The 12,703-nt window shown below is 50.6% G+C and carries 10 protein-coding genes; 5 read left to right on the plus strand and 5 right to left on the minus strand.

Going from position 1 to position 12,703, the window contains the following annotated elements:
* Positions 1 to 36 precede the first annotated feature (36 nt).
* The 3 genes from AC4GL5_RS03965 to AC4GL5_RS03975 all read right to left on the minus strand — a co-directional run bounded on the left by AC4GL5_RS03965 (position 37) and on the right by AC4GL5_RS03975 (position 5,271).
* Complete coding sequence (locus AC4GL5_RS03965) at positions 37 to 2,937, minus strand: valine--tRNA ligase (protein ID WP_490381493.1); 2,901 nt, start codon at positions 2,935 to 2,937, stop codon at positions 37 to 39.
* Positions 2,938 to 3,157: 220 nt separating this feature from the next.
* On the minus strand, positions 3,158 to 3,589 hold the full coding sequence (locus AC4GL5_RS03970) for a DNA polymerase III subunit chi (protein WP_490381494.1): 432 nt from the start codon (positions 3,587 to 3,589) through the stop codon (positions 3,158 to 3,160).
* Positions 3,590 to 3,795: 206 nt separating this feature from the next.
* The gene (locus AC4GL5_RS03975; protein WP_490381495.1) at positions 3,796 to 5,271 is read right to left on the minus strand and encodes a leucyl aminopeptidase; all 1,476 of its coding nucleotides are present in this window, start codon (positions 5,269 to 5,271) and stop codon (positions 3,796 to 3,798) included.
* A 182-nt stretch (positions 5,272 to 5,453) separates the two neighbouring features.
* Between AC4GL5_RS03975 and lptF the strand changes: the two genes are divergently transcribed.
* From lptF to AC4GL5_RS03990, 3 genes are read left to right on the plus strand one after another with little or no spacing between them, the layout of a single operon-like run.
* Complete coding sequence (lptF, locus tag AC4GL5_RS03980; protein ID WP_490381496.1) at positions 5,454 to 6,587, plus strand: LPS export ABC transporter permease LptF; 1,134 nt, start codon at positions 5,454 to 5,456, stop codon at positions 6,585 to 6,587.
* On the plus strand, positions 6,584 to 7,654 hold the full coding sequence (gene lptG, locus AC4GL5_RS03985) for an LPS export ABC transporter permease LptG (RefSeq protein WP_490381497.1): 1,071 nt from the start codon (positions 6,584 to 6,586) through the stop codon (positions 7,652 to 7,654). Before lptF ends, lptG begins: the two co-directional genes overlap by 4 nt.
* Positions 7,655 to 7,693: 39 nt before the next feature.
* The gene (locus tag AC4GL5_RS03990; RefSeq protein ID WP_490381498.1) at positions 7,694 to 8,242 is read left to right on the plus strand and encodes an RDD family protein; all 549 of its coding nucleotides are present in this window, start codon (positions 7,694 to 7,696) and stop codon (positions 8,240 to 8,242) included.
* A gap of 59 nt (positions 8,243 to 8,301) precedes the next feature.
* On the opposite strand, the gene trxC is transcribed toward AC4GL5_RS03990, so the two are convergent.
* Positions 8,302 to 8,742 carry a thioredoxin TrxC gene (trxC, locus tag AC4GL5_RS03995; RefSeq protein ID WP_490381499.1) on the minus strand — a complete coding sequence of 147 codons (441 nt, stop codon included), beginning with the start codon at positions 8,740 to 8,742 and terminating at the stop codon, positions 8,302 to 8,304.
* Between the two features lie 113 nt (positions 8,743 to 8,855).
* Positions 8,856 to 9,704 carry a hypothetical protein gene (locus AC4GL5_RS04000; RefSeq protein WP_490381500.1) on the minus strand — a complete coding sequence of 283 codons (849 nt, stop codon included), beginning with the start codon at positions 9,702 to 9,704 and terminating at the stop codon, positions 8,856 to 8,858.
* A gap of 454 nt (positions 9,705 to 10,158) precedes the next feature.
* Here AC4GL5_RS04000 and AC4GL5_RS04005 point away from each other — a divergent pair, with 454 nt between their 5' ends.
* Both AC4GL5_RS04005 and scpC read left to right on the plus strand, forming a co-directional pair.
* Positions 10,159 to 10,896 (plus strand): glutathione peroxidase, encoded by a 738-nt coding sequence (locus AC4GL5_RS04005; protein WP_490381501.1) that lies wholly within the window; start codon positions 10,159 to 10,161, stop codon positions 10,894 to 10,896.
* 276 nt (positions 10,897 to 11,172) lie between these two features.
* Positions 11,173 to 12,687 (plus strand): succinyl-CoA:acetate CoA-transferase ScpC, encoded by a 1,515-nt coding sequence (gene scpC / locus AC4GL5_RS04010; RefSeq protein ID WP_490381502.1) that lies wholly within the window; start codon positions 11,173 to 11,175, stop codon positions 12,685 to 12,687.
* The last annotated feature ends 16 nt before the right edge of the window (positions 12,688 to 12,703 follow it).

The raw sequence follows: 12,703 nt of genomic DNA on the forward strand, positions 1-12,703 counted from the left end.
GGGCTTTTCTGGAGCGTGTGTCCGATGAAGGCTGACTTACAGCGCTTCGATCTTTTTGTACTGCTCCTGCAGTTTCGCCTGAGATTCCTGAGCCGATGTCAGTTTCTCACGCTCTTTGGCAACCACTTCTTCCGGTGCACTGGCTACGAACTTCTCGTTACCCAGTTTGCCTTCCAGACGGCCCACTTCTTTCTGCAGTTTTTCCATCTCTTTTTTCAGACGGCCCAGCTCGGCATCTTTGTCGATCAGACCCGCCATCGGCACCAGCACTTCCATTTTGCCCACCAACTTGGTGGCGGACATCGGTGCTTCTTCGTCATCTTCCAGCCAGGTGATTTTTTCCAGCTTGGCCAGTTTGGACAGAGAGACGTAGTTATCCTGCAGGCGGCGGAAGTCTTCATCGCTACCGTGCTGAATCAGTACCGGCAGTTCCTTACCCGGTGCGATGTTCATTTCGCCACGGATATTACGGATGCTGACGATGACAGACTTCAGCCATTCGATATCTGCTTCGGCGGTTTCGTCGATCAGTTCCGCCACAGGTGCTGGATACGGCTGCAGCATGATGGTGTCGCCTTCTTTACCGGCCAGACCTTTGATCTGCTGCCAGATCTCTTCGGTGATGAACGGCATGATCGGGTGCGACAGACGCATGATCGCTTCCAGAACGCGAACCAGAGTGCCACGGGTGCCGCGCTTGAGAGCCGCCAGCTGTGCTTTCTCTTCCTCGGTTTCACCTTCGGACTCGTCCCACAGTACTGGTTTGGACAGCTCCAGATACCAGTCGCAATACTGGTTCCAGATAAAGTCGTACAGGGTCTGGGAGGCCAGATCGAAACGGTATTCGTCCATCTGACGCATGACGGTTTCTTCGGTACGCTGCAGGCTGCTGATGATCCAGCGGTCCGCCAGCGACAGAATCACTTCTTCACACTGTCCATCAGGGCCGCGGCGCTGACCGCAATCCTGACCTTCGGTGTTGGTCAGCACGTAACGGGCAGCGTTCCAGATTTTGTTACAGAAGTTACGGTAACCTTCCAGACGCTTCATATCCCAGTTAACGTCACGGCCGGTAGAGGCCAGTGCCGCCAGTGTGAAGCGCAGGGCGTCGGTACCGTGGGCGGTGATGCCTTCCGGGAACTCTTTTTTGGTGCGCTTGCCGATCTTCTCAGCCAGCTGCGGCTGCATCATATTACCGGTGCGTTTTTCCAGCAGGGTTTCCAGATCGATACCGTCGATCATATCCAGCGGGTCCAGTACGTTACCCTTGGACTTGGACATCTTGTCGCCGTTCTCATCACGGATCAGACCGGTGACGTAAACGTTTTTGAACGGTACCTGAGGTTTGCCATCTTCATCTTTGATGAAGTGCATGGTCATCATGATCATGCGGGCTACCCAGAAGAAGATGATGTCGAAACCTGTCACCAGGGTATCGGTCGGGTGGAAGGTTTTCATCTTCTCGATATCGTTCGGCCAGCCCATGGTGCCGAAGGTCCACAGGGCGGAGCTGAACCAGGTATCCAGTACGTCATCGTCCTGACGCAGCTCGGTTTCCAGATCCAGATTGTATTTCTCGCGCGCAGCTTCAGCAGAAGCGGCTACGTAAACATTGCCTTCGTTATCGTAGAAGGCCGGAATACGGTGACCCCACCACAGCTGACGGGAGATACACCAGTCCTGAATGTCGCGCATCCAGGAGAAGTACATGTTTTCGTACTGCTTAGGCACAAACTTGATGTCGCCGTTTTCAACCGCTTCAATCGCTGGTTTGGCCAGTGTTTTGGCATCGCAGAACCATTGGTCGGTCAGCATCGGCTCGATCACAACACCACCACGGTCGCCGTAAGGTACGGTCATGGCGTTTTCTTCGATCTTAACCAGCAGGCCTTTCTCTTCCATCTCGGCAACGATCGCTTTACGGGCGGCGAAGCGCTCCATGCCACGGTATTGTTCCGGGATGTAGGTATCCATCTCGTCGTTAACGGAGCCATCGGTGTTGAAGGTCTGGGCTTCTTCACGGATGTCGGCGTTCAGGGTCAGGATGTTCACCATCGGCAGACCGCAGCGCTTGCCCACTTCGTTATCGTTGAAGTCATGTGCTGGCGTGATTTTTACGCAGCCGGTGCCTTTCTCCATATCGGCGTGCTCGTCGCCCACGATAGGAATACGACGGCCTACCAACGGCAGCTCAACAAACTTGCCGATCAGATCTTTATAGCGCTCATCTTCCGGGTTAACTGCGACGCCGGTATCACCCAGTAGAGTTTCCGGACGAGTCGTACCGACCACGATGTGGTCTTCACCAGCAGCGGTTTTAACGCCATCGGCCAGCGGGTAACGCAGGTACCACATCTTGCCTTTAACTTCTTTGTTCTCAACTTCCAGATCGGAGATCGCGGTGTGCAGTTTCGGATCCCAGTTCACCAGACGTTTGCCACGGTAGATCAGGCCTTCGTCATGCAGACGGATAAAGACTTCCTGTACCGCGTGGTAGAAGCCGGAATCCATGGTGAAACGCTCGTTTTCCCAATCCACAGAGTTGCCCAGACGACGCATCTGCTGGGTGATGGTGCCGCCGGACTCTTCTTTCCATTCCCAGATCTTCTCGACGAAGGACTCGCGGCCCAGATCGTAGCGGCTTTCGCCGGTTTCAGCGGCCAGCTTACGCTCAACAACCATCTGAGTAGCGATACCGGCGTGGTCAGTACCCACAACCCAGAGCGCATTACGGCCCTGCATACGACGGTAACGGGTCAGCGCATCCATAATGGTGTGCTGGAAGGCGTGGCCCATGTGCAGACTACCCGTGACGTTTGGCGGCGGAATCACGATGGAATAAGCATCACCTTCGCCGGACGGGCGGAAGTATTTGTTCTCTTCCCAGTTCTGATACCAGGTGCGTTCAATCTGTTCGGGTTGGTAAGTCTTTTCCATGGAGGTCTGGTTCACCGCTAATCAGGTTGGCTGCCTGCTGAAAGGTCAGAAGGACACAGGCGGGCAGCGAACGGAAATTGTTAGATCGTACTGGAGACTGTTTCGGACTCGATACGGATCAGTACTTGATAATCGGTCGATTATACATGGCGTTTAAGGCTGTGATAACCGCCTGTAAGGGGCTGTACGATAAAAATGATTGGCGCAAAATGTTGCGGCTTCAGCGCCGCATATCGTGACGGTTCAGTGCGTAGCCGCGCTCTTTATAAAAACGCCAGTCATCACGTTTGGCTTTGAGCAGATTTTCCTGCTGGAAAACGATCTCAGCGACGCGCTCGAAACGGCTGAAATGATCCGGCACATGGTGGCAGAGGTTGATCATTACATCATGGTGGTGGGCGCAGTCTTCACTATGCCCGATCGCCACCGGTACTTCCTGAATTTTCTCATCGACGACCATCAGGTGCGGGATAAAGCTGTCCGGGCGGAATTCCCATAACAAACGGTCGATCTCTTTAGCCTGAGCCTCATCCGCTGCCTGAATATAGATCTGATGCCCTTTGCGCAGCACCTTCTCGGTCAGACGACAGACAAAGTTGAGCTGAGCTTCAGGCTCTGTGGCAGGCAGAATGTAGAAATCGACTTGAGTCATGGCGGGTATCCGGTTGTTGCTGGCGTGGGCTGTGGGGCGATTATATCAGAGGCGTCGGGTGCACGAACCCTGATGGATGACCAGTGGTCACGGAACAATGATGGCTGAACGAAAAAAACCGCGCTTAGAAGCTAAGCGCGGTTTTGTTTCGTACTGCCGTTTTACAAGTAGTTATTCAGCTTTAGGCAGCCGCTTTGTGTAAAACGTTATTCGGCTTTTGACAGCAGATACTGAGTCAGCAGAGGTACCGGACGACCGGTGCCGCCTTTCTCTTTACCGGAGTGCCAAGCAGTGCCTGCGATATCCAGGTGCGCCCAGCGATAGTCTTCGGTAAAGCGGGACAGGAAGCAGGCTGCTGTAATGGTTCCCGCCGGACGGCCACCGATGTTGGCCATATCGGCAAAGTTGGAGTCCAGCTGCTGCTGATATTCTGCCCAAAGTGGCAGGTGCCAGGCTTTATCGTTGGCATCGATACCGGCTTCCAGTAGCTCGGCAGCCAGATCATCATCGTTTGCCAGCAGACCGGTAGCGTGATGGCCCAGACCGATAATGCAGGCGCCGGTCAGTGTGGCGATATCCACTACGGTTTCCGGATTGTATTTACCGATATAGGTCAGGGCGTCGCACAGTACCAGGCGGCCTTCGGCGTCCGTATTCAGGATCTCAACGGTTTTACCGGACATGGTGGTGACAATATCGCCCGGCTTGGAGGCATTGCCTGCCGGCATGTTTTCTACTGCGGCAACCACGCCAACCACGTTAACTTTTGGCTTCAGCTGCTTCAGTACCGCCATGGTACCCATGACACTGGCGGCGCCGCACATGTCGAATTTCATTTCGTCCATGCCTTCGCCCGGTTTCAGACTGATACCACCGGTATCAAAGGTGACGCCCTTGCCGACCAGTACGTGAGGTTTGGCATCGCCATTGCCCTTGTATTCCATCACCACCAGACGAGGTGCTTCGACACTGCCTTTGGCCACGGACAGCAGAGAGCCCATACCCAGCTCCGCCATCTGGTTTTCATCCAGGATGGTCAGGGACAGCTCATCAAAATCTTTTGCCAGCTCTTCCGCCTGTTGTGCCAGATAAACCGGCGTACAGATATTGCCCGGCAGGTTGCCCAGTGTTCGGGTCAGGTTCATGCCTTCACCAACAGCAGCACCGGTATCCAGTGCTTTCTGTACTGCTCCTTCGGCACCGGGAACGGACAGGATGATCTCTTTAAGTGCCGATGGGGCGGCCTGTTTACTCTTCAGCTGATCAAACACGTATAGCGTGGTAACCGTGTTTTCTGCCAGCAGGCGGGCTTTCCAGTTCAGGTCGCGGCCTTTGATCTCAACATCTTCCAGACTCAGGGCCAGAGAAGTGATTTTGGTCTCTTTAACGGCCGTGATCAGATTTTTGATCAGGGTGCGGAATTTACCGTCTTTCAGTTCATCTGCTTTGCCGGTGCCAACCAGCAGCAGGCGGCCGTTCAGCTCACCGGCCTTTGGCAGCAGTTGGGCCTGGCCAAATTTACCGGTGAAATCCCCCAGCTCCAGAATGTGGCTGATCGCTCCGCCACTGGCTTTGTCCAGCTGTTGTGCATTGTTGCCCATAGTCGCGTCGGCACCGATAAAGACGATACGGCAATCAGCGGATAGTTCGGATAGTGCTTGAGTTGTAGCGTTAAAGGACATAAAAACCCCACTCGAAAATGATTACGGGCAAGACAAAAGCAGTCTGTTATTAGATAATTTGCCCGTTTGTCTCAGTAGTATATGGTGACTGCTGACAGTTTACGCAATGCCTGATGTAACGGAAAGAAGTACAAGTGTGTCCTCCGTTGTTATGAATGTTCATATTTTAAGTCTCCGGACTTATGTTTTTTCTTGGGAGCTGCCTTTTGATCCTGTTTCGCTATCTGGTCCGTGAGGTTCTGCTGACACTGGCTGCAGTATCCTTCATTCTGTTGTTGATCATTCTGGGTAGCCGATTTATCAGTTTGTTTAATGATGTTGCTGAAGGGTCGTTGTCACTGGATTTTCTGTGGACCTTGCTCGTATTGCAGCTGCCTTCCATTCTTGAACTGATCCTCCCTCTGGGTTTCTTCCTCTCAGTTATGCTGACCTATGGTCGTCTCTATCAGGAAAATGAGATCGGCGTGCTGATGGCCTGTGGCTTTTCACCAAACCGGCTTTTGATTTATACCCTGTTTACGGGACTTTTAGTGGCTTCTATTGTGGCCAGTTTCAGTCTTTGGCTGACGCCGTGGAGTGAAGCCAGGGTCTCGCAAATTCTTGATGAGCAGAAACAACGCGTTGATTTTTCAACGATTAAGGAAGGACGCTTCCAGGAGTTTTCCGGTGGGCAAGTGGTGTATACCGAAGAGCTGACAGATGCGAATACGAAAATGCAGAATGTTTTTTTGTCCCAGCAAATAAAGGGAGAAAAAGGCGAACACCGGACGGTAAGCTACAAAGCGGAGCAGGGTTATCAGTATTTAGATGAAGGTACTGGTAGCCGTTATCTGGTTCTGGAAAATGGGAGCCGAACAGAAGGGCAGGCCGGATTTGGAGATTTCTCAATACTGACTTTTGAACGTTATGCGGTTCGAATGGCGGAAAAAAAACAGGTGGCCCCTAGTGTAAAGGTTCGCCAGTTACCTTTGGATAAAATATGGGGATCAAACCAACGAGCTCATCAGGCTGCGGTTCAGTGGCGTTTTTCTCTACCTCTTATGGTTATCGTGGTTACTCTTATCGCAGTTCCCTTAAGCTATGTTCGCCCTCGTCAGGGGCGTTTCGCCAAGCTATTTCCCGCCGTCTTTCTGCATATTTTCTATTTGAGTGGTCTCATATCAGTGCAGGGAATGATTGAAAAGGGAAAATTGAACCCAGCTGTTGGTCTTTGGCCAGTGCATTTACTATTTTTGATCATTGCTGGATATATGCTGTTTAAAGAACCTCTTTTGCATGCGCTGAGAACAAGCAGGCAAAAGGAAAAAGCCGTATGAAAACTATAGATGGCTACATAGCTAAAAGTGTATTTGGAGCTGTATTGGTTGTTCAGGTACTGCTTCTTGGTCTTGATATGATGCTGGCATTGGTTAATGAGCTGGATAAGCTTAATGAAACCTATCAGCTTGGTAATGCACTTTATTACGTGATGTTGAGCGCACCACGTCGTTTTTATGACTTAGTACCTGTTGGTGTGATGGTGGGGGCCTTAATTGGCCTTGGAAGTTTAGCCAGTAACAATGAATTAGCCGTTATTCGGGCTGCAGGGGTATCAATCACCCGAATTATCTGGGCGGTAATGAAGCCCATGTTGATGATCATAGCAGTGACCGCCTTTATTGGAGAATTTGTTTCTCCCAAGACCGCTGTTGATGCCGAAAATTATCGACTGATGAAACGTTGGGATACTAACCAGGCCAAAGGTAAGAGTGGTGTTTGGTTACGGGATGGCTCCGACTATTTTTATTTTCGCTCAATCAGAACGGATGGTCAGCTTTATGGAATTCAGCGTCAAAGCTTTTCTGCTGATGGTAAAACGCTGCTTTCTATCTCGGTAGCGAAAAGTGGTCAGTATGACTTTGAATTAAAGGGGTGGGTATTAAATGATGTGATCAGGACTCAGCTTGGAGCGCAGCGCGTCACAAGTGAGGCCGTGGGAACTGTTTTTTGGCCCAGTGATCTGAAGCCGGATCTGATGAAGGTGATCATTATTAATCAGCGCTATCTTGCACCTTCAGATCTTTGGAACTACACCCAATACCTCAAAGCACAGGGCTTAAAGTCTCATGAGCATGAGATGTCTTTCTGGCAGAAGGTGCTGATGCCATTTACGGTTTCATCGCTGGTGCTGGTGGCGGCATCCTTCGTTTTTGGTCCTTTACGTACCGCCCCTGCGGGGACCCGTGTTTTCAGTGGGGTCGTGGTCGGACTGGTCGTTAAATATATTCAGGATATTTTAGGTCCGGCCAGTGTCGTATATGGCTTTGATCCTGTCTGGGCTGTACTGACGCCAGCAATAGGCTGCGCGCTGTATGGTGTCGTTCTGATTCGCCGTACCGGATAAATTACTTTTACTTTTTGCTCTAAGCGCTAAGGCAGATAAATGACAACAAGTGGACGCCAGTTTCCAAAACAGACTTATACCCACCCCGCCGGGCTGGTACGTCGGTTAGGAGCGATGATGTACGATTTTCTGATTATTGTGGCAATCTGGATGCTGTTGGGTTTTGCCCGTCTGCCCTTTCTCCCTGACGGGGTTGATGCGATGAATGATCACGCAGGCCCGGGTTTTCAGAGTGTCCTGTTTTTGGTGACGTTCAGTTTCTTTACCTTCTTTTGGCGTCGCACGGGCCAAACTTTGGGGATGCAGGCCTGGCGTATCCGGATTCAGAACAGCGATGGACGGGCGATTACTCTGACCCAGTCGTTGATGCGCTTTTTCTCCGGTGCGTTCTCTCTGATTTGTCTGGGGCTTGGTCACTTCTGGATGTTATTTTCACCGTCTAAAAAGACCTGGCCAGACAGTTTCTCTGAATCTGAGGTGGTTTATGTTCCTTCTGATAAAGAGATTGCGCGTCTGAGTGTTGGTGGTGAGGTTGCAGCTTCGCAGGGCGCTAAAGAAACGCGTAAGAATGGCAAAAAAAAGAGCTAAGCAGGCCTGCTTAGCTCGTCGCTATCATTTCTAATCTGATCACTTTTTATGCTGTGAGTTTAGCTGTTGGCCTGAATCCAGGCTTTCAGCTGAGCAGGCTGCAATACGCCTGACTGCCGGGCAACCTCTTTCCCGTTTTTAAATATCGCCAGTGTCGGAATACTGCGGATACCGAACTGGGCACCAAGCTGTTGTTCCTGTTCCGTATTAACCTTTGTCATTCTGACATAGGGCTCAAGTTCGGATGTCATTTTGGAAAATATAGGGCCCATCATCTGACACGGGCCGCACCACGGAGCCCAGAAATCCACCACAACGGGCAGATCTGAGTTGGCAATTACCTTAGCCATGGTTGCCTGAGTCAGGTTTTGTGGCTCTCCGGTAAACAAAGATTGCTTACATTTGCCACAATTAGGCCCGTCGGCCAGTCTGTTATTAGGGATGCGGTTCACGGCGCTGCAGTGAGGGCAAACGACGTGAGAGGATTGTTGCTCTGACATGATTTTTCCCATCGATAAGATCTGTTAGTTAAATCTTATATAAGGGTGGCGAAGTGATTTTCAACCACCCTTTTACATCAGCCGATGACTCTGCAGGCCGAATAAAGATTCGATCAGCTCAGGGCCTGCTCAAGTCTGAGAAGGTTTTCAATACATTGCTGGTGATCCAGCAGTAGTAGAGGCTGATTGTCAGAGCTTAAAGGCTGAATTCTGAGTTGGTCGCAAGCGGAGAACAGTGCTGCCGGCTGTATGCCGTACCCTTCTGTTAATGCGCCCTGCCGAAAGATAGCAAAGTTTAGCGGGGTCAGTTTCTGTTGGTTGGGTAGCCCCAGTTTCCCCAGACGGGCAAAACTGTGGGTTGGCTTGATATTAAGACCATCACCCAACGGCAAGTCTGTGAAGGGGACCAGTAACAGTTCTCCAATCAGGCTACCCTGTTCCAGTTTTTGTCTCAGCCATAGCGCCAGATTTTGCAGCTGATAGTGTTTCTGTTCTTCCTGAGACAAGAGCTGCCAGTCGAGTTGAGTCAGCTTTTCCAGAGGGCTGGCAAAGTAAAGCCATTCCCGAAGGTTGCCCTTCTGTTCTGTTGGGATGCTGGTCAGGCTTCTTGATATGAGGTGTTGATGCAGTGTCTGACAGGCATCGCTTGAATTGTTGGGCTGAAGTGAAAGCTGATAGTTCCAGACCTGGTTTTGCCACTCACGGCTGACGGCAAAAGGAATATTGGTTTTCAGTTGCTGAGCAAGAAAGCGGGATGGTGCGGCAGATAGTGACTGAGGTGCGTTACCGGATGTGAATTCTGAGGGGTTGTCGGATGAGTGAGAACCGAAGAGTTTTATGGCGCTTTGCAGCGGGAGTCGGCAGAGGTTGCCAAAACAGTCGCCCAGATCAAAAAGGGCAGAGCTCAGGTGTGACGATGAAGCAAATTCAAACGGATTAGCGGACGGATTCTGAGACAGCATGATGAAGTTCCTGGTTCTGTAATAGTCGTTCTTGAAAGTAAGGCTGAGATACTGATTGAGCGGTCATGGTCATAATTGTTTGCATCATGGTTTGGGTCTTCATGTTGGTAATCATCATAGGTTTCATAGTCGTATTCTCTTTATGGGTGTTGTTGGTCAATAAAAAAACCGGCAGGAGCCGGAACCCTATTGATAGCATGTCGCCCTGACGATAACAATACTGTGATAGCGCTATTTGGTTGCAGTGTGTTTACGGCACGGAATTAATAGGCAAAACCTATTGCAACGATCTGAAAGTTGTATTTCTCCAATCAACACCAGATCGATATAGTGAGTACATCAAGATTCGGCCCAGAAAGGCGCAAATAAGCTCTCGGTTTGGCCGAATAGAATGTTAAAAGATCCAGAGGCCGTAACGTGAGGCCTGATTGACTACCTGTAATGGAGAAACAAGATGCTAGAGAATCGTGAAGGTCAGAACGTTCCTGAGGTTACATTCAATACCCGCATTAATAATGAGTGGGTACAGTTAACGACAGCTGATCTGTTTAAAGGCAAGAATGTTATTCTGTTTGCTCTTCCTGGGGCGTTCACGCCAACGTGCTCCAGTACCCACCTGCCACGTTACAACGAACTGGCACCGGTTTTTAAAGCTCAGGGAATTGATGACATCATCTGCCTGTCAGTGAATGACCCCTTTGTCATGGATGCCTGGGCTGGCGACCAGAATGCCGAAAATATCTCTATGCTGCCGGATGGCAATGGCGATTTCAGCCGGGGTATGGGGATGTTGGTGAATAAGGGTGAGCTGGGCTTTGGTGATCGAAGCTGGCGCTATTCCATGCTGGTGCGTGACGGTGTGATTGAGAAGATGTTTATTGAGCCGGATCAGCCGGGTGACCCGTTTGAAGTTTCTGATGCGGATACCATGCTGAAGTATCTGGCTCCGGAAGCGGCAGCGCCGAAGCGTGTCACTCTGATCGGTAAGCCCGGTTGCAGCCACTGTACCCGAGCCAAAAATGCCCTGAAAGAACGAGGCATCAAATTCGAGGAGATCACAGTGGGTAGTCATGGTATTAGTCTTGCGACTTTACACGCGGTCTCAGGCCGGGGTACAACACCGCAAATTTTTATCGAAGGTGAGCACATCGGTGGTGCAGATGATCTGGATGCATGGTTAGCCAGTCACTGAGCCACGAGATGAACTCTGAGCATTTTGTCGGAGTCAATTGCTGAAAATAGCCCTACAGGTTCTCTGTGGGGTTATTTTTTTGGTTTCACAAGAAATTACTTATTGATGTAATTTGTCGCTTAAGAGATTTTTGATAAATTAGTAGACTAATTGTTTATCCTAAAATAGTGATAAACACTAAATAAATGCTTTTTTGCTGATAAACTTCACTCCTCTCTAAATGACGGCATCTCTTCTGCCGCTCTGTTCCGATTTCATACTGCAAGTGAGATTCCTATGTCAGCCCTGAGCAGAATTCTCTGTCCTGTTCTTAAACAACGTCTGATGAGTGCTGAAGCCGCCGCTGAATTGATTCCTGCTGGTGCCAACGTTGGCATGAGTGGCTTTACCGGCGCCGGTTATCCTAAGGCGGTGCCCGGTGCGTTAGCCGAGCGCATCCGAAAACTGAATGCGGCCGGGGGCACTCCTTTTAAGATTAATGTCTGGACGGGTGCCTCTACAGCGCCTGAGTTGGATGGTGCGCTGGCAGAGGTGGATGGTATTGAAATACGTCTGCCTTTCCAGAGCGATCCTATCTGTCGACAGCGTATCAATAATGGCACGATGGATTACGTGGACCTGCATCTGTCTGAAGTGTCCCAGTATGCCTGGTCGGGTTTTCTCGGCAAGATGGATATTGCCCTGATTGAAGTTGCCGGTATTCGCGAAGATGGCAGCCTGATTCCTTCTTCTTCCATTGGTAATAATAAAACCTGGATTGAGCAGGCCGACAAAATCATCCTCGAAGTGAACAGTAAGCAGAATATCAAGCTGGAGGGGATGCACGATATCTATTATGGCACGGCCCTTCCGCCAAACCGTAAACCTATCATGCTGACAAAGCCTTCAGATCGGATCGGTGAAGGTTGCTTCCATTGCCCGGCTGATAAGGTTATTGCTGTCGTAGAAACCAATGCTGCTGACCGGAACTCGCCTTTTAAAGCCCCTGATGCGGTCTCCCAGAAAATAGCCCAACATATTCTGGACTTTTTTAAACGTGAGATTGAACTTGGTCGTCTGCCCAAAGAGCTGCTGCCAATTCAGTCCGGTGTTGGCAATATTCCCAATGCGGTGCTTGAAGGTCTGGATGAGGGCCCCTTTAAGAATCTGACCGCGTTCACTGAAGTGATTCAGGATGGCATGCTCAAAATGCTTAAATCCGGCACCTTGAGTGTGGCCTCGGCAACTGCCTTTTCCTTAAGCCCTGACGGTATTAAAGAGTTCGATGACAACATTGATCTCTATCGCAACAAAATTATTCTGCGTCAGCAGGATATCAGTAACCATCCTGAGCTGGCGCGTCGCTTGGGGATTATCGCCATGAATGGCATGCTCGAATGTGACATCTACGGTAACGTTAACTCGACCCATGTTATGGGCAGCCGCATGATGAATGGTATCGGTGGCTCCGGTGATTTTGCCCGAAATGGGTATCTGTCGATTTTTGTGTCGCCATCTACGGCGAAAGAGGGTGCAATCTCATCTATCGTTCCGATGGTATCGCATGTTGATCATACGGAGCATGATGTGAAGGTCGTCGTCACTGAGCATGGGCTTGCGGATCTTAGAGGGCTGTCACCGCGTCGAAGGGCTCGTGCCATTATTGAAAACTGTGCGGACCCGGCTTATCGGCCTGCACTGCTTGATTATTTTGAACGGGCGCAACAGGCTGGCAGAGGCATGCATACTCCGCACCTGCTGGGTGAGGCTTTGAGTTGGCACCAGCGCTTTGAGGAACAGGGACATATGTAATGCCGCCTGGATCGGC

This window comes from Oceanospirillum sp., assembly GCF_982874595.1.

Bases quoted from the DNA above. Each gene is read 5' to 3' on its own strand.
- AC4GL5_RS03965 (WP_490381493.1), bottom strand. From the start codon at position 2,937: ATGGAAAAGACTTACCAACCCGAACAGATTGAACGCACCTGGTATCAG.
- AC4GL5_RS03970 (WP_490381494.1), bottom strand. From the start codon at position 3,589: ATGACTCAAGTCGATTTCTACATTCTGCCTGCCACAGAGCCTGAAGCT.
- AC4GL5_RS03975 (WP_490381495.1), bottom strand. From the start codon at position 5,271: ATGTCCTTTAACGCTACAACTCAAGCACTATCCGAACTATCCGCTGAT.
- lptF (WP_490381496.1), top strand. From the start codon at position 5,454: ATGTTTTTTCTTGGGAGCTGCCTTTTGATCCTGTTTCGCTATCTGGTC.
- lptG (WP_490381497.1), top strand. From the start codon at position 6,584: ATGAAAACTATAGATGGCTACATAGCTAAAAGTGTATTTGGAGCTGTA.
- AC4GL5_RS03990 (WP_490381498.1), top strand. From the start codon at position 7,694: ATGACAACAAGTGGACGCCAGTTTCCAAAACAGACTTATACCCACCCC.
- trxC (WP_490381499.1), bottom strand. From the start codon at position 8,742: ATGTCAGAGCAACAATCCTCTCACGTCGTTTGCCCTCACTGCAGCGCC.
- AC4GL5_RS04000 (WP_490381500.1), bottom strand. From the start codon at position 9,704: ATGCTGTCTCAGAATCCGTCCGCTAATCCGTTTGAATTTGCTTCATCG.
- AC4GL5_RS04005 (WP_490381501.1), top strand. From the start codon at position 10,159: ATGCTAGAGAATCGTGAAGGTCAGAACGTTCCTGAGGTTACATTCAAT.
- scpC (WP_490381502.1), top strand. From the start codon at position 11,173: ATGTCAGCCCTGAGCAGAATTCTCTGTCCTGTTCTTAAACAACGTCTG.